The following is a 16296-nucleotide window of genomic DNA, read 5'->3' on the forward strand; positions in this document are numbered from 1 at the left end:
TTCCACCCGGCTTGAATCGCGCTTCGATAAGCCAGGATAATCCCTATTCCGTTCGGGCGCTGGCGCGGTTAGTGAGCTGTGCTTTGGCCAGGGTGCGTGCCAGGATTGAAGAATAGAGCGGTTTGCCACCAAAGAACTGCGCTGCCAGCGTTGCGCCCAGGCAGGTGATGATCATCGGCAGAATCAGTTGATAGTTATTGGTCATTTCCAGCACCAGCACGATACCGGTAAGCGGCGCGCGCACCGAGGCGGCGAACAGCGCGCCCATCCCGGCGACGGCAAAGGTGGCGGCTTCCAGCTGATAATGCGGGAACCAGTCGGCGCTCAACTGACCAAAGCAGGTGCCCAGCAGCGTGCCCAGCGTCAGCATGGGCGCAAAAATGCCGCCCGGCGCGCCTGAAGAGAAGCAGCAAATGGTGACCAGCGTGCGCAGCGCGAAGAGAGCAAACAGCGCCAGCGCGCCATAGTGTCCGGTAGCGAACTCCGGAATCAGCGTCGTTCCGCCGCTCACCGCCTGCGGCAGCAGTAAACCCAGCACGCCGCACAGTCCGGCCAGCAGACTACCGAACAGCACCCAGCGCCCGGTACGTCCGAGATGCAGGCGCTGAAACTGGTCCTGTGCGAGAAATATCAGCCGGTTGAACGCCACGCCGCAGCCACCAAACAGCACACCCAGCACCAGATAGAGCCACAGCGTCTCGGTGGGCGCGTCACGCAGCTGACCGATATTAATGATGGCTTCATTACCGTTGAGCACGCGAAAGACAATGCTCGACATGATCACGCCAACAAACACCGCTTTTATCGATATCAGGCTATAGCGAAACTGCGGGCGCATCTCTTCGATAATGAACAAAATGCCGGCCAGCGGCGCGTTGAACGCCGCCGAAAGCCCCGCCGCGGCACCGGTCGCCAGCAGCGTATGACGCGATTCGGAATCGCGCACGCGAAACAGATCGAGGCACATACCGCCGATGTTGCCGCCAATCTGTACCGTGGGTCCTTCGCGCCCCAGCACCATGCCAGAACCCAGCGCGCCCATGCCGCCGATAAATTTAACCGGCAGCACGCGCCACCAGCGCACCGGGCGCAGCTCTTCCAGCGCGCCCTCGATTTCCGGAATGCCCGAGCCTCCTGCCTCCGGCGCTAAGCGGCGCACCAGAAAATAGCCGATGCCGCCCAGCAGCGCCGAGATAAAAAACGCGCTCAGCAACGCCATGGCCAGGTTATCCGCACGCTCTGTCAGCCAGCCGATCCGCAGGTGGAGAATAAAATTGACCGCGCGATCGAAAGCCACACCCACCAGCCCGGTGAGGATACCGACCAGCGCGGCCAGCAGCAGCAATGCCAGCGGGGTTTTATCGCGTCGCAGCAGTTTTTGCAGCAGCATAAAGCGCCCGGCGCGCATCGTATTGGCAGGTTCGGAGGCATCAGGTAAGGCAGACATCGTCATCCTCAATTACAACAGTTGAGCGCATTGGCAGCGCCGGAAAGAGTTTGGGCTTAGCATAACCAAAATTGCCTGATCGGTAACTCAATCATTCGCAACATAATTTTACCTCAGGCCGCGCAATGTGGCGTAGGCGGCAGGCTGGGTTGCGATCGGGCGCAACAAACCGGGCAGAAAATCCACAACACGGTGCAGGCTTGCTGCAGCGTGCTCACAGAATTTTGCGCGGTGGATTGACGCGCCGACGGCAAATCACCATGATCGCGCCAGGATTAGTCACCCCGGAGCCACAAGGTGTCGGAACTCAGTAATGCATTGCTTGAAGAGATTATCACGGACGTACGCCCCCTCACCCGTCAGGGCAAAGTGGCAGATTATATCCCGGCGCTGGCCGGCGTGGATGCCGATCAACTGGGCATCGCCATTGCCACCGCCGATGGACGCAGCTACCAGGCCGGCGATGCAGGCACGCGCTTCTCGATCCAGTCCATCTCCAAAGTCCTGTCGCTTACCGTCGCGCTGACGCTGTACGAGGACGCCGAGATCTGGCAGCGCGTGGGCAAAGAGCCATCCGGCCAGGCATTCAATTCTCTGGTGCAGCTTGAACTGGAACAGGGAAAGCCGCGCAATCCATTCATTAACGCCGGCGCGCTGGTAATGTGCGATTTGCTGGAAAGCCGGCTCACCGCGCCGCGCCAGCGCATGCTGGAGTTTGTGCGTCGTCTGGCACAGCAGCCGGACATTCAGTATGACCGTGCGGTCGCGCGCTCTGAATATGAGCACTCGGCGCGTAACGCCGCCATTGCCTGGCTGATGAAGTCGTTTGGCAACTTTCATAATGACGTCAGTAAAGTAATGGAAACCTACTTTCACTACTGCTCGCTAGCGATGAGCTGCAGCGAACTGGCGCGCACGTTTCTCTATCTTGCCAATCACGGTCGCACGCTGGATGATGAGTGGACGGTCATCTCTGCACGCCAGGCGCGGCAGGTGAACGCATTGATGATGACCAGCGGCATGTACGACGGCGCCGGAGAGTTTGCCTGGCGCGTGGGCATGCCGGCTAAATCCGGCGTCGGCGGCGGGATTGTCGCAGTGATTCCCGGTGAGATGAGTATTGCCGTCTGGTCACCGGCGCTGGATCATTCCGGTAACTCGCTGGCCGGCACCGCCATGCTGGAGAAACTCACGGAGCGGCTGGGGAGATCGATATTTTAAGGCCCGGCTCATACTGAGAGTCTTCCCTGTAAATGAAAAGAGTTAAACAATGAGCCGCCCGTTTATATCGGTGCGCATAAATGCGCTCCCTACGGAAATCGTGTAATTTCTTGCTGATTGCGATCGATGCCGTTATGCCTTGCAATTAAGTTGAAAGTGACCTGATTACAACGGTGCTTATCAATGCGCCGTCATGTGAAAATCGTGCAACTGCCTACAGGCCGCAATAAATGACGTGACGCCTTGCAATAAAGTTGCAAGTGACCTGTTTTATATCGGTGCGGATCAATGCGCACCCTGTGCAAATTGTGCAAATACCTTGTAGGGTCGCCATTAATGGCGACCACAAATTCTGAGCAATGACAGTTCTTGCCATCAGACTCCACTCATCCTTCAGCAATGAGAAATAGTGTTTCTCTAATGTACTCATCAGGTTGCAATTAAGTTAACAAACGCACCACGTTAAGTGACCCTTTTCAAAAGGTGCGAATTTTGTCGCTCCCAGCCTCACTTTTATTAACCCTTGTGCGGCAATCGCGTTACACTTCGGCCTCATTTGTTGAAGCACTCAGTATTTGCCATGACGTTTTCCTATCACTTTCGCCAGCGCCTGACCGCCTGCGTCGCCATTGTGGCGGTGCTGCTGCTGTTCGTCGCGCCGATTGTGTCGAAAACGCTGCTGGAGCGGCAAACGCGCATTGACCCCGTGGCGTCGCACAGCCCTTCATCTGCCATGCCAATGCACCATCACGATATGCCGATGGAGATGGCGATGCCGGGCATGATGCATCACAACATGGACGACGGCGAATTTGCCTGTGGCTATTGTGATTTGCTGGTGCATGTTCCGCTGATGATGTGGGTGTTTATCCCGTGCATCTGGCTGATGCTGGTGATCTCGCGCGCCCCACCGCTGCCGCCGCTGGTGGCACCCCGGCCGCGCCGCTTCAGCGGTACCCATCGTCCGCGCGCGCCACCGGTTTTTCTTTCCTGCTGAATCTCATTAATCGGTACAACGCCTGCGCTGTGCCCTGACATTCTCTTATCGGAAGGAAGACGGCTTTGTCTGCTGTTCACTCTGCAGCACCGCGCGGCGCGGTGCTTAATCTGCTACGCCGCTTACATTTTTACATTGGCCTGTTTGTCGCGCCGTTCATCTTCGTGGCGGCGCTCAGCGGCACGCTGTATGTGCTGACGCCGCAGCTGGAAAATCTGATCTACGCCGATGCGCTCACCGCACAGCCGCAGGGCAATGCGCAACCGCTCTCGGCGCAGATCGCCGCGGCACGCGCCTATGCGGGCGAAAATCAGCACATTTATGCGGTTCGACCTGCCCCCGCCGCGCGCGATACCACGCGCGTACAGTTCAGCGATGCCACACTCGGTCCGTCGCAGTCGCGCGCGGTGTTTATCGATCCCTACAGCCTCAAAGTAACCGGCGACATGACGGTGTACGGCACCAGTGGCGTGTTGCCGCTGCGCACCATGCTCGATCTGCTGCACAGCAGCCTGTTACTCGGTGACTTTGGTCGCAACTACAGCGAACTGGCGGCGAGCTGGCTGTGGGTGGCCGCGCTCGGCGGCGTGCTGCTGTGGCTGGGCACGCGACCAAAACGCCGGCTGAAAACCGTGCGAAAGGGGTTTGCCTTCACCCGGCACTGGCACATCACGCTGGGGCTGACGCTGCTGCTCGGGCTGCTGTTCTTCTCCGTTACCGGCCTCACCTGGTCACAATGGGCAGGTAGCAATATCGATAAGATGCGCACCGAGCTTAACTGGCTGACGCCACAGGTGAATACGGCGCTCAGCGGTGATGCGCCCGCCACGCCGGCGGATCCTCACGCCGATCACCGCAGTATGCCGGACATGGACATGACCAGCATGCCGATGTCGTCGATGGCGAAACCGGCGACGCAGCCAGTGAAGTCACTGCCGGCAAATGCCGCCGACGCTGACTGGGATCGCGTGCTGGCGGCGGCGCGTCAGGATGGCATCCGCGCGGCCAAAGTGGAGCTGCGCCAGCCGAAAAGCGAGGGCAAAGCCTGGACTGTCAGCGAGATTGATCGCAGCTGGCCCACCCAGGTGGATGCGGTGTCCGTGAATCCGCACAGCTTCGCGATTGTCGATCACGTCTGGTTTGATCGCTTCCCGCTGGTGGCAAAACTGACGCGCTGGGGTGTCGATGCGCACATGGGCGTGCTGTTTGGCTGGCCTAATCAGCTGCTGCTGACGCTGTTTGGCCTGGGTTTATGCAGCATGATTGTGCTGGGTTATCGCATGTGGTGGCTGCGCCGCCCGGCTCTGGATCAGGCCAGCCCGGCGCAAACCCTGAGCGCAAGCTGGCTGGCGCTGCCGCACTATGCCAAAGGGGTCTGCCTGATGCTGGCGCTGGCGCTCGGCTATGCCCTGCCGGTGATGGGCGTCAGCCTGCTGGCCTTCGTGCTGGTGGACGTACTGCGCTGGCGCAGACAACAGCGTGCGCCGATGAGCGAAGCGGAAATTCTCGCCGCGCAGCAGTCGCCGCTCGGTATCGTGCGGGCGCGTTTCACGGTGAAACGCAAGGAGATGCGTTACTACCTGCGTGGGCTGTTTATTCTGGCGTTGATCGTCGGTACGGTGATGAGCAATGCGATTATCGGCGGCGTGATCGATCAGTACGGCATTCCGTTCAGCCACTGGACGCTGACCATGTATCTGACGCAGGGCTTTATGATCGCGCTTTACACCACGGTGTTCACCGCGCTGATGTCGATTCCGCTGTGGTATTTCTTCCTCGGCGAAAAGGATGATTCGCAGGGATAAGGCATAAAAAACGGCGGATGATCCCCCATCCGCCGTTTTGTCTGACAAATGTCAGCGTGTTATCCGCCTCAGATTCCGACTCAGAAATCGGCCTTCAGCACCACGCGGTAATTAGCTTTACCGGCGCGTACGTGATCCAGCGCTTCATTGATTTTTGACATCGGGAACTCTTCCACCTGCGGTGCCACATCGGCGCGTGACGCCAGACGCATCAGCTTACGCAGCTGGCCCGGTGAACCGGTAGACGAACCCGTTACCGCACGATCGCCCAGAATCAGACTGAACGCTGGCACTTCAAATGGCTTCATCACCGCGCCCACGGTGTGGAACTTACCGTGTGGAGCCAGCGCCTGGAAGTACGGCTGCCAGTCCAGATCGACGGCTACGGTGCTGATAATCAAATCAAATTGCCCGGCCAGCGCATTCAGTGCCTGCGGATCGCGGCTGTTGACCACGCGATCGGCGCCCATGGCTTTGATGGATTCGGTTTTGCTGGCATTCGAACTGAACGCCGTGACTTCTGCACCCATGGCGCGCAGCAGTTTGATCGCCATATGGCCGAGGCCGCCAATACCGATGACGCCGACGCGGCTGGTGGCCGTTACATGGTGCATCAGCAGCGGTTTAAACACGGTAATCCCGCCGCACAGCAGCGGACCGGCAGAGGTGATGTCCATGGATTCCGGCAGCGGAATCACCCACTGCCAGTCGGCGCGCAGATGGCTGGCGAAACCGCCTTTGTTCATGATGGTGGGCACTGAACCGTTCTCACAGTTGACCTGCTCGCCGTTGATGCAGGCATCACAGTGCTGGCAGCTTTTCGCGGTCCAGCCGATACCCACGCGCTGACCGACCTTCAATCCTTTGTCCTGCGCCGCATCGCCGAGTGCGCTGATGCGACCAATCACTTCGTGACCGGCAATGACCGGATAAGAGGAAATGCCCCACTCGTTATCAATCATCGACAAATCAGAATGGCACACACCGCAGTAATCGACCTCAACCAGCACCTCTTCCGCCGCCAGCGGACCGGTTTCGTACTCGTACGGTACCAGCGCATCACCGGCGTTGTGTGCGGCATAACTTTTGATTTTCATTACTGTCCTCTGTTTTCAGCGTTATTAACCCAGGAAGTCTAGCAGAGCGTATTGCATGATTATGATTAAATTTCAGCCAATTAGAGTCTGTTAAGCGCAACGGGGAAAGAAAAGCATTTCGCGTTAAAGCGAATCGTGACTGGGCGGACTGCGGAACGCATGGCGCGCCTCTTCTATCAGCTGGCTGGCGGTGACGGTGGGCGGCAAACGCGTCAGCACTTTGCTGGCCTGCCAGTAACACAGCACCATCTCCTCGTTAGTTTCGTTCTCCGCCATTTCCCTTAAGCGCCTGCGCAGGCTCAGCACGTCCAGCGTTTGCTGTTCATCCACCATCTCAGCGATGGTTTGGTTGATGACCTGATGAATAATTTTCCAGGAAAGATCGGCAAACACGTTAAACCTCGTGACGTAGTAACGGGCTCCAGGCAAATGAGGAAAAGGTGCACGCCCAGCGGCATGCAAAATAATCCAACTGGGATAACTATAGTCGCTTATTTAACCAGCAGACGGCTGGCCGCCTGTGTTCGCGGTAGCTCGCGGATCGGTAAATGAATTTTTTTCTCTCAGCGCGTGATGAACTGGCACTAAAACCCGGCGCTGGCGCGCGACCGCAGGATTTCGCAACAGATTTTACCTTGCGCTAAAACGGAGAATTCCGATAATCGCTATCTACTCATTTATATAGCGAATAGGAATCTCCGCGTGAAGACGCTTACCCTACTGTTAATGACTGCCGCCGGCGGATTGAGTTTACCGGCGCAGGCCGCTATGGATATCCGCGTGACGTATGCCGGCTCGATGGGAAAAGTGATGGATCAGGCACTGGGCCCGGCATTTGCACAACAGCATGACGGTAAGTATGAAGGTCAGGGCCAGGGGGCTTACGGCATGGCGCGCCTGCTGGCGAGCAAAAAAATCACTGCTGACGTGTTCGTGTCTATTACTCCCGGTCCGATGCAGATCCTGAAAGACGCCGGACTGATCGACAACGCAGTACCGGTAGCCAGCACCAGCATGGTGATCGCCTATAACCCGAAGGGGCCGTTTGCGCCGCAGTTTGCCGCAGCCAAAGGCAATGATGGCCGCTGGCTTCAGCTGCTGGCAGCGCCGGGACTGAAATTTGGTCGGACCGATCCGGTAAACGATCCTAAAGGCCAGAACATCATTTTCACCCTGCTACTGGCGCAGAAGTATTACCGGCAGCCCGGCATCGCTGACCACATTCTCGGCGGTTACCAGAATCCCGCACAAACCCATCTGGAAGGTGGCTTGCTGACGCGGCTCGAGAGCGGTCAGGTGGATGCAGCTGCGGGCTATGAAAGCGAAGTGATCTCTGCCCATATGCCTTACATCGCGCTGCCCGATGAAATCAACCTCAGCAATCCGGCGATGGCGACTAAGTGGTACAACACGGTCAGCTTTAGCGTCAAAGACAGCCAGGGTAAAGATAAAGTGCTGCACACCCAGCCACTGGTCTACTACGCGGCGGTGCTCAGGAATGCGCCGCACGGTACGGCCGCTGGCAAAGCCTTTGTAGATTTCATGCTGAGTCCGTCAGGACAGGCGCTGTTTAAACAGCAAGGCTATGCCGCACCGAAGGGCGATGGGCTTTATACGCCATGAAAATCCGCCATGCTGGCGCGCTGTGGCTGTCGCTGCCCGCCCTGGTGCTGCTGGCCGTACCGTTTATCACCCTGACGGGCGTTACACACTGGCAACACCTGCGGCTGGCGTGGGGTGACGGCGCGGCGATTACCACTTCGCTCAGTCTGGGAGCGATCGCGCTGGTGCTGATTTTTCTGACCGGCTTACCGCTGGCCTGGTGGCTGTCGCAGGCGCGGGGAAAAATACGCTGGCTGGTGGAAACGCTGGTGATGATCCCGCTGCTAACGCCGCCGCTGGCGATGGGAATCCTGCTGGTCAGCGCGTACGGTCCGTACAGTTTGCCCGGCCAGCTGCTGAGCAAGCTGGGCTGGACGCTGGTGAACAATCCCGCCGCCTTTATTTTGGCGCAGTGGTATGGCGCGCTGCCCTACTTTGTCACCAGCGCACGCTCGGCGTTTATCGCGGTGCCGCAGGAGATCCTTGAAGCGGGCCGAACGCTGGGTGCCGCGCCATGGCCGCGCTTCTGGCGGCTGGCGCTGCCCCTGGCCGCACCGGGCCTGACGTCGGCTACGGCGCTGGCGTGGGTGCGGGCGATGGGCGAATTCGGCATTGTGATGATTTTCGCCTGGTTTCCCCACGGAATGCCGGCGCAGCTGTACAACAATCTGCAAAACGACGGCGTGGATGCGGTGTATGTGCTGTTGTGGCTGTTACTGCTGTTTACCCTGCCGGTGCCGCTGCTGTGCGCGCTGGCTTCCCGGCGCGCGCTCTGCGGCAACACGGCGCGGCATCATTAGAGGCTGGCGCGCTGCTCACTCTCACGCATCGCCAGCCGGACCGTCTCCAGTAACGATTCAATCTCCAGCGGCCGGGTGAAAAAGGCAAAGGCGCCCTGAGCAAACAAGCGCCGGCAGGCCTCCAGCGTGTCGTGCCCGGTCATGATGATCACCGGCAGCAGCGGATGGCGTGCACCCTGCCGTGCCAGCCAGCTCAGGCCGCTACTCTCTGGCTGTCGCACGTCAAGCAGCAGACAGCCGCATACGGCTTGCTGACCAGCGGCGGCGGTTTCGAACGATGCCAGGTCGGCAAAGTCGGCGACCTCGTAGTCCACGGTTCGCAGCAGAAATCCCAGCGACTCACGCACGGATACATCATCATCCACTAACCACACCTTCGCGCCCATTACGTACTCCGCCTGTAGAAAAATGAGGAAAATTTCGGCCCTCTCTGTCGCGCGATGACGCAACAGCAGCCAGACCTGACGGTAGCTGGTTATCGATGGACGTGAAGTGCGCGACAGCGTGCACCTTCCCTGCGCCGATAAAAAAGCCCTCCGTTGAGGGAGGGCGATTTTTCCATAATTTGGCTTAGAACACCATTGGCACAAATCTGGTTAGCTGTTGCGCTGCAGGTGGCTGCTGACAAAAGCGCGACAGCGCGCCGAGATCGGTTCACTGAACACCTGCTGCGGCGATCCTGACTCTTCGATTTTGCCCTGATGCAGAAACACCGCTTTGTTGGATACATCGCGCGCAAACCCCATTTCATGGGTGACGATAATCATGGTGCGCCCCTCTTCCGCCAGGCTGCGGATGACGCGCAGCACTTCGCCCACCAGCTCCGGGTCGAGCGCGGAAGTGGGTTCATCAAACAGTATCGCTTTCGGCTGCTGCGCCAGCGCCCGGGCAATCGCCACGCGCTGCTGCTGTCCACCGGAAAGCTGTGACGGCCATGCGTTGCGCTTTTCGTATAACCCGACTTTTTGCAGCAGCGCTTCGGCCTCGGCAACGGCCTCCTGATGACTGCGCTTTTGCACATGGATCGGCGCCTCAATGATGTTCTGCAGCACGGTTTTGTGCGGCCACAGATTGAAGCCCTGAAACACAAAGCCGAGTTGCATGCGCATCAGCTTAATGCGGCGGCGCTGTTCACGGCTCAGCTTTTCGTCCGCGTTATCGAGGGTGACCACTTCATCGCCCACGGCAATCTCACCGGCCTGTGGCACTTCAAGAAACGGGATGCAGCGCAGCAGCGTACTTTTACCGGAACCACTGGCGCCGATCAGCGAAATGACGTCGCCATCCTGCGCCGTCAGGCTGATGTCATGCAGCACTTCATGCCCGCTATAACTTTTTCTGAGATGGCTCAGGGCAATAGTGGGTTTATTCATTAACGTGCTCCAGCGTGATAAGGGGACAAACGGCGCTCCAGCAGCGCCACCGCTTTGCTCACCAGCACGGTCAGCAGCAGATAGATAATCGCCGCGCTGATAAACACCTCCAGCGCGCGGAAGGTTTCTGACACGATGGAGTCGGCGATGCCGGTCATCTCCATCAGGCTGATGGTGCTCACCAGCGATGTGGATTTGATCATCGAGATGATCTCATTGCTGTAGGCCGGCAGCGCCTGTCGCACCGCCAGCGGCAGCGTGATGCGTCGCAGCGTAGTGAAGCGCGACATGCCGCACACTTTCGCCGCTTCCAGTGACTGCACGCTAACCGCATTCAGTCCGCCGCGCAGGATCTCGGCGGTGTAAGCCGCGTCGTTGAGAATCAGCGCAATTAACCCGCACCAGTAGGGCTCACGCAGCAGCGGCCACAGCACGCTTTCGCGCACCGCCGGCAGGCTGCCGAGGCCATAGTAAATCATGAAGATTTGAATCAGCAGCGGCGTACCGCGGAACAGCCAGACATAAAAACGCGTCACGTAGCTGCCAAGGCGATGCTGACGCAGCAAATTCAGCAGCAGCGCCAGTATCCCGCCGCCCAGCAGGGATAATACCGCCAGGTTGAGCGTCAGCGGCAGTCCGCGCAGCAGCGCCGCCAGCGTGTGCTGTAAAAAGGTGAAATCCATCGTGGCTCCTTACAACCGCGCGCGTTGTTGCCCGCGCATGGCCACTTTTTCCACATAGCGGAAGAAGAAATCTGAACAGGTGGTGATAATCAGGTAAATCACCGCGCCTACGCTGTAGAAGAAAAACGGCATCTGGGTGGAATTCGACGCGGTGGAAATCTGGTTCATGGTTTCCACCAGCCCGGTCACCGATACCAGCGCCGACTCCTTAATCACCGATTGCCACTGATTACCCATGCCCGGCAGCGCGGTGCGCAGCGCCTGCGGCACAATCATGCGGCGGAACAGCATAAAACGGCCCATACCGGTGACCGTAGCGGCTTCCAGCGTGCCGGCGGGAATCGCGTAAAACGCGCCGCGAAATACGCTGCTCTGATAAGCGCCGGAAATCAGCCCGATGGCTATCGCGCCGGCAACGAAGCCGTTAACGTCAAACGGTCCCTGCAGGCCGATAGCTTCACCGATAAACCCGACCACCTGTCGGCCACCAAAGTAGAACAGGTAGATCACCAGCAGCTCCGGCACGCCGCGAAACAGCGTGATATAGCCGCTGGCAAGACGCTGCTGCCAGCGGCCGCCACCAATCTGCATCCAGCACAGCAGGCTGCCGAGCACCGCGCCCAGCAGCCACGCACACAGCGAGACCGTTACCGTAACGGTGGCGGCGTCCAGCAGCACGCCGCCCCAGCCTTCGTCACCAAAACCTAACAGTTGCCAGTCAATAGTCATAAGCGCTCAGCATTATTCCGCAGGCGCGACGTTCTCGCCGAACCATTTCTCTGACAGTTGCTTTAGCGTGCCGTCTTTGATCATCGACACCAGCGCCTGATCCAGCGCGGCTTTCAGCTCCGGATTGTTTTTACGAATGGCAATCGCCGAGCCCTGGCCCAGCACACCGCCAACAAAGCCGTAACCGGTGCTGTTTACCGTATCCGCGTGTTTTTTCACATAAGCATTGAGGTTGGTGCGCGATGCCATGACCGCATCAACCCGGCCATTGAGCAGATCGGCGAAGGTTTCCGGGCCGGCCTGATAGGTACGGATAGTCGCGACATCACCGAGGTATTTGTTGAGAAAATCGGCCTGAATGGTAGCGACCTGCACCGCAATGGTTTTGCCTTTGAACTTAGCCTTCAGCGCGTCGATGGCTTTGTTCATACCGGCTTCATCGGTCGCCTGTACCACTTCACCGTTGCCCGGCAGGGTATCCACTGCGCTACCCTTCAGCGTGACGAAGCCCGATACGCTCACGGTGTACTGATGGGTAAAATCCACCACTTCTTGACGTTTTAGCGTCACGGTGACGGCATCGACCACTGCATCATATTTGCCATCAGCGAGGCCGGGGATCAGTCCGGACCACTTTTGCGCGACGATTTCATATTTGAATCCCGCGCGTTTCGCCAGTTCGGCCACCATATCGGGCTCGTAGCCGACAATTTTGCCGCTCGGCGTGGACTGGTTAAACGGCGGATAGGCCGCTTCGGTGGCAAATTTTAATGTGCCAAAATCTTTTGCCTGAACCACGGCAGAAGCCAGCAGCAACAGGCCCGCGGAGGCGGAGAACAGCCCTTTACGCATCATCATAAAACCTCATTATTATCAGGAGAGTAAGTCGATCGCTATACGGGCCAGAGCCTGTGTGCCAGCGTGAATGCTGCGTTCGTCCGGCTGATAGTCGGAGTTGTGCAGATGGTCGTCGCGCCCCGGCGCGCCAGAGCCGATATGGATCTGACAGCCCGGCACACGCTCAGTAAACAGCGAGAAATCTTCCGCGCCAAAACTGCTGCTGGGTTTTGCCACCACCGGCTTGCCGAACTGGTGCGAGAGGATCGGCTCCAGTGCATCAATCAGCGCATCATCATTCATCAGCGGCGGCACGCCTCGCTGATAATTGACCTCAATCCGCGTATTGAGTGACAGCGCCACACCGGCACAGATGCGGCGGAAAGCGTCTTCCATGTGAGCGCGCGCCTGCGGTGATTTAGCGCGGATAGTGCCCTGAATCAGGCAGCTGTCGGAGATGATGTTATGAGTGGTGCCACCGTGGATATGGCCAATCGTCAGCACAGCAGAGTTCGCCGGATCGAGCTCGCGCGACACAATGGTCTGCAACTGCGTTACCAGGCTGGCGGCGGCAATGATCGGATCGGTACCCATGTGCGGACGGGCGGCGTGGGTGGATTTGCCGTGAATCACTACGTCGAATTCATCGCTGGAGGCGGTGCTGGCACCGCGCGTCAGGGCGATTTCTCCTGCGGCCAGCTCTGGCTTATTGTGCAGCGTGATCGCCACATCAATGCCGTCCGCTGCGCCGGCAGCAATCATGGCTTGCGCGCCGCTCTCTGGCGTCTCTTCCGCCGGCTGAAAAATCAGCCGCACCGTGCCGCGCAGCTGGCTGCGCAGGTCCGCGAGGGTCGCCGCAACGCCGAGCAGCGTAGCCGTGTGGATATCGTGGCCGCAGGCGTGCATTTTACCCGGCCAGATGCTGCTAAACGGCAGACCGGTTTGCTCATGAATCGGCAGCGCATCCATATCGGCGCGCAGCAGCACGGTTTTGCCCGGCTGCGCGCCGGTAATGTCCACCATCACGCCGGTGCGGCCCACGCCGGTTTGCGGCGTCAGCCCGAGGCGCAGCAACTCCTGCTCTACAATGGCTGCGGTGCGGACGGTATCGAAACCAAGTTCCGGATGTGCGTGAATATCGCGCCGGATGGCGATGAGGTGCGCCTGCATGCTTTCACTTCTGGCGCTGATATCCCTGGCTAAAAGAATTTTATGATCGGTCATGGTGGTAATACGGTTATGCAGGCTGTCGCCTGGCCGTTATGGCATTTTTATGAAGTTCAGCGTTTTATTTATTCACAGCACCAGTCATATTGCAACGCACAATTCCTTTCCTTAACTGCTGAATTTGCGCGATATTTTTCTAAAACCCTGCCCGGGCAGGATAAACCCTGTAAAATGCATGCTCAGTCAGTCATAACATTCATGATCCGGCGCTGATCATCAGTTTTACTGATTTCGTTATTGAACATAAAAGCATCGCGTTGCTCAGCCATCAATCTTTGCTCTGCTCCGCCTGACTGAGTAGCCACGCACGAACCGCACTCACCGTTGCCTGCTCACGCGGACGACGCGGAGCCACCAGATACCAGCCGGCATCAACGGGCATCTCACGCTGCCAGGCGGGAACCAGCCGACCGCTGGCCAGATCGTTCTGCACAAAATGCGGGCTGGTCAGTGCGATACCCTGACCACTCAGCGCCGCTTCCAGCGCCAGCGCGGTCTGGTTGAAGCGCAGATGATGCTGATGCTGCAGCGACTGGCCGGGGAACATAAACGCCAGGAACGCTGGCCACAGGTGATGGCCATCGTGCAGCAGCGGATAGCGCAGGCAATTTTCTGGCTGCGCCGCATCGCCGTGTTGTGCCAGCAGCGCCGGGCTGACCACCGCCAGCACCGTCTGGCTAAACAGCAGCGTGGCCTCCAGCCCGCTACCAAACGGCGGTCGGCCATAGCGCACCGCCAGATCGACGCCTTCATGGTGAAACTGCACCAGCCGTTCAGAGGCCAGCACGCGCAGGTCGATATCCGGCCAGGCCGCGGTAAATGCCGGTAAACGCGGCAGCATCCAGCGGCTGGCAAAGGTCGGCGTTACGCTCAGCGTCAGGCGATCCGGCTCCGGGCGCAGCGTGCGCGTCGCCTCATCAATCAGCTCGAACGCCTGTCGAATGTGCACCGCATAGCCTGCACCGGCAGCGGTCAGCGCCAGCGAACGCGGCAGCCGATCGAACAGTTTCAGGCCCAGGCTGGCCTCCAGACCGCGAATATGCTGCGCAACCGCACCCTGCGTCACGCCGAGCTCTTCAGCGGCGAGGCGAAAATTAAGGTGCCGCGTCACCGCTTCAAATACCCGTAGCGCATTCAGCGAAGGTAATGCCTGAAAGCCCTGATTCATCCTGTAGTTTTCCTATCGTCAATTGCCAGCTGAGCTGACTCTCTGCGGCATCTCCCGGTCATTATACTGGCATGACAGGATATTTAATTGATGAGGTTACTCACATGACAGTAGAAAAAGTTGCGGTGATTGTCGCAGGTGGCAGCGGTATGGGCGCAGCGGCAGCGGAGAAGCTGGCCAGCGAGGGTTTTAGGGTTGCGATTCTTTCCTCCTCCGGCAAAGGCGAGGCGCTGGCAAATCGTCTGGGCGGGCTCGGCATTACCGGTTCGAATCAGTCAGTAGACGATTTGCAGCAACTGATTGATGCCACTCTGGCGCGCTGGGGACGTATCGACGTGCTGGTTAACAGTGCCGGTCACGGTCCGCGCGCGCCGATCCTTGAATTAAGCGATGATGCGTGGCAGCAGGGAATGGAAACCTACTTCCTCAACGTAGTGCGCGCTGTACGTCTGGTCACGCCGATCATGCAGCAGCAGGGTGGCGGCAGTATCATTAATATCTCATCGGCATGGACGTTTGAACCCACCGACATGTTCCCGACCTCGGCCGTGTTCCGTGCCGGTCTGGCTTCTTTCAGTAAAATCTTTGCCGACACCTACGCAGCTGAGAATATTCGTATCAATAACGTCCTGCCAGGCTGGATTGATAGCCTGCCGAAAACGGATGAACGGCGCGACAGCGTGCCCATGCAGCGCTACGGCACGGCTGCAGAAGTGGCGGCTACCATTGCGTTTCTTGCTTCGCCCGGCGCGGCTTATATCACCGGGCAAAATATTCGCGTGGACGGCGGCGTCACGCGCAGCGTGTAACCGGCTTTGCTGTGACTGATGGCCACAGCGGCATCTGATGTCCGCTGTGGCTACCGCCTGCCTCATGATGAATTTCTCAGCCTGTTTTCAAGACTGGTCTTGTCGTTTCGCGGCCTTATAACACGTCAGAATGTTCTTATTCGCTGACAGAATTTTCTGTTCTCAGCTGCCAGATATTCCCGGTAAAACTTTCTGATTTGAGGTCGCTATGCCACTGCTTTTTCGTATGCGTCTGCACACGCTGCTGACTCCCGAACGCCATCTTGTCTGGCGTTTCCTGCTAACAGGTTGTGCTTTTTTCTGGATTCTGCTGGTGGTTGCCGTGATGGGGCTGCGCTGATCGGTTGCTGGCTGTTGTGAGGGATGATTATGGTATTAATGTTATCGCCGCGCCTCAGTGCGCTGCTGAGTTTTTCCCGCCGGTTACTGTGCCAGCTGGCACTGGCTGCCAGCCTGCTGTTCTGGATTGGCGTGGTGGTGGCAATCGTTATCGCGTACTGA

At 58.5% G+C, this 16296-nt stretch carries 18 protein-coding genes; 8 read left to right on the forward strand and 10 right to left on the reverse strand.

Going from position 1 to position 16296, the window contains the following annotated elements; genetic code table 11:
- Nucleotides 1-43: 43 nt before the first annotated feature.
- Complete coding sequence (gene clcA, locus AC6I8P_RS22445; RefSeq protein ID WP_211724527.1) at nt 44-1447, reverse strand: H(+)/Cl(-) exchange transporter ClcA; 1404 nt, start codon at nt 1445-1447, stop codon at nt 44-46.
- A gap of 297 nt (nt 1448-1744) precedes the next feature.
- Between clcA and glsB the strand changes: the two genes are divergently transcribed.
- From glsB to AC6I8P_RS22460, 3 genes are all read left to right on the forward strand, one after another.
- Entirely contained in the window at nt 1745-2668 is a 924-nt protein-coding gene (glsB, locus tag AC6I8P_RS22450) for a glutaminase B (protein WP_498031247.1), read from the forward strand.
- 580 nt (nt 2669-3248) lie between these two features.
- Nucleotides 3249-3665 (forward strand): DUF2946 domain-containing protein, encoded by a 417-nt coding sequence (locus AC6I8P_RS22455; RefSeq protein WP_238562170.1) that lies wholly within the window; start codon nt 3249-3251, stop codon nt 3663-3665.
- A 65-nt stretch (nt 3666-3730) separates the two neighbouring features.
- Nucleotides 3731-5470: a DUF2534 family protein gene (locus AC6I8P_RS22460; protein WP_498031248.1), complete on the forward strand. Its 1740-nt coding sequence runs from the start codon at nt 3731-3733 to the stop codon at nt 5468-5470.
- Between the two features lie 80 nt (nt 5471-5550).
- Here AC6I8P_RS22460 and ahr read toward each other — a convergent pair whose 3' ends face one another.
- Both ahr and AC6I8P_RS22470 read right to left on the reverse strand, forming a co-directional pair.
- The gene (gene ahr, locus AC6I8P_RS22465; protein WP_021508873.1) at nt 5551-6567 is read right to left on the reverse strand and encodes an NADPH-dependent aldehyde reductase Ahr; all 1017 of its coding nucleotides are present in this window, start codon (nt 6565-6567) and stop codon (nt 5551-5553) included.
- 123 nt (nt 6568-6690) lie between these two features.
- On the reverse strand, nt 6691-6960 hold the full coding sequence (locus tag AC6I8P_RS22470) for a hypothetical protein (protein WP_010616678.1): 270 nt from the start codon (nt 6958-6960) through the stop codon (nt 6691-6693).
- Between the two features lie 333 nt (nt 6961-7293).
- On the opposite strand from AC6I8P_RS22470, the gene AC6I8P_RS22475 reads away from it, so the two are divergent.
- Together AC6I8P_RS22475 and AC6I8P_RS22480 are read left to right on the forward strand one after the other, a co-directional pair.
- Entirely contained in the window at nt 7294-8190 is an 897-nt protein-coding gene (locus AC6I8P_RS22475; protein ID WP_498031353.1) for an extracellular solute-binding protein, read from the forward strand.
- Nucleotides 8187-8969, forward strand: a complete 783-nt coding sequence (locus AC6I8P_RS22480; RefSeq protein ID WP_125311227.1) for a molybdate ABC transporter permease subunit — start codon at nt 8187-8189, stop codon at nt 8967-8969. Before AC6I8P_RS22475 ends, AC6I8P_RS22480 begins: the two co-directional genes overlap by 4 nt.
- On the opposite strand, the gene AC6I8P_RS22485 is transcribed toward AC6I8P_RS22480, so the two are convergent.
- The 7 genes from AC6I8P_RS22485 to AC6I8P_RS22515 all read right to left on the reverse strand — a co-directional run bounded on the left by AC6I8P_RS22485 (nt 8966) and on the right by AC6I8P_RS22515 (nt 14986).
- Nucleotides 8966-9355: a response regulator transcription factor gene (locus AC6I8P_RS22485; RefSeq protein ID WP_088517427.1), complete on the reverse strand. Its 390-nt coding sequence runs from the start codon at nt 9353-9355 to the stop codon at nt 8966-8968. The two genes, AC6I8P_RS22480 and AC6I8P_RS22485, sit on opposite strands and share 4 nt — an antisense overlap.
- A gap of 210 nt (nt 9356-9565) precedes the next feature.
- A complete protein-coding gene (locus tag AC6I8P_RS22490; RefSeq protein WP_058758981.1) occupies nt 9566-10342 on the reverse strand; it encodes an ABC transporter ATP-binding protein in 777 nt (258 codons plus the stop codon).
- Nucleotides 10342-11025 carry an ABC transporter permease gene (locus AC6I8P_RS22495; protein ID WP_058758980.1) on the reverse strand — a complete coding sequence of 228 codons (684 nt, stop codon included), beginning with the start codon at nt 11023-11025 and terminating at the stop codon, nt 10342-10344. Before AC6I8P_RS22495 ends, AC6I8P_RS22490 begins: the two co-directional genes overlap by 1 nt.
- Nucleotides 11026-11034: 9 nt before the next feature.
- The gene (locus AC6I8P_RS22500; protein ID WP_125311231.1) at nt 11035-11754 is read right to left on the reverse strand and encodes an ABC transporter permease; all 720 of its coding nucleotides are present in this window, start codon (nt 11752-11754) and stop codon (nt 11035-11037) included.
- 12 nt (nt 11755-11766) lie between these two features.
- Complete coding sequence (locus AC6I8P_RS22505) at nt 11767-12612, reverse strand: transporter substrate-binding domain-containing protein (protein ID WP_498031249.1); 846 nt, start codon at nt 12610-12612, stop codon at nt 11767-11769.
- 15 nt (nt 12613-12627) lie between these two features.
- The gene (locus AC6I8P_RS22510; RefSeq protein WP_275029563.1) at nt 12628-13815 is read right to left on the reverse strand and encodes a M20 metallopeptidase family protein; all 1188 of its coding nucleotides are present in this window, start codon (nt 13813-13815) and stop codon (nt 12628-12630) included.
- 271 nt (nt 13816-14086) lie between these two features.
- Nucleotides 14087-14986, reverse strand: a complete 900-nt coding sequence (locus tag AC6I8P_RS22515; RefSeq protein WP_021508864.1) for a LysR substrate-binding domain-containing protein — start codon at nt 14984-14986, stop codon at nt 14087-14089.
- Between the two features lie 104 nt (nt 14987-15090).
- Between AC6I8P_RS22515 and AC6I8P_RS22520 the strand changes: the two genes are divergently transcribed.
- From AC6I8P_RS22520 to AC6I8P_RS22530, 3 genes are all read left to right on the forward strand, one after another.
- Nucleotides 15091-15795: an SDR family oxidoreductase gene (locus AC6I8P_RS22520; RefSeq protein WP_059009326.1), complete on the forward strand. Its 705-nt coding sequence runs from the start codon at nt 15091-15093 to the stop codon at nt 15793-15795.
- A 208-nt stretch (nt 15796-16003) separates the two neighbouring features.
- Complete coding sequence (locus tag AC6I8P_RS22525; RefSeq protein WP_260467672.1) at nt 16004-16135, forward strand: hypothetical protein; 132 nt, start codon at nt 16004-16006, stop codon at nt 16133-16135.
- 29 nt (nt 16136-16164) lie between these two features.
- Nucleotides 16165-16296, forward strand: coding sequence for a hypothetical protein (locus AC6I8P_RS22530; RefSeq protein ID WP_255412114.1), 132 nt, complete (start codon nt 16165-16167; stop codon nt 16294-16296).

This window comes from gamma proteobacterium symbiont of Lampromicra miyakona (genome assembly GCF_059730895.1).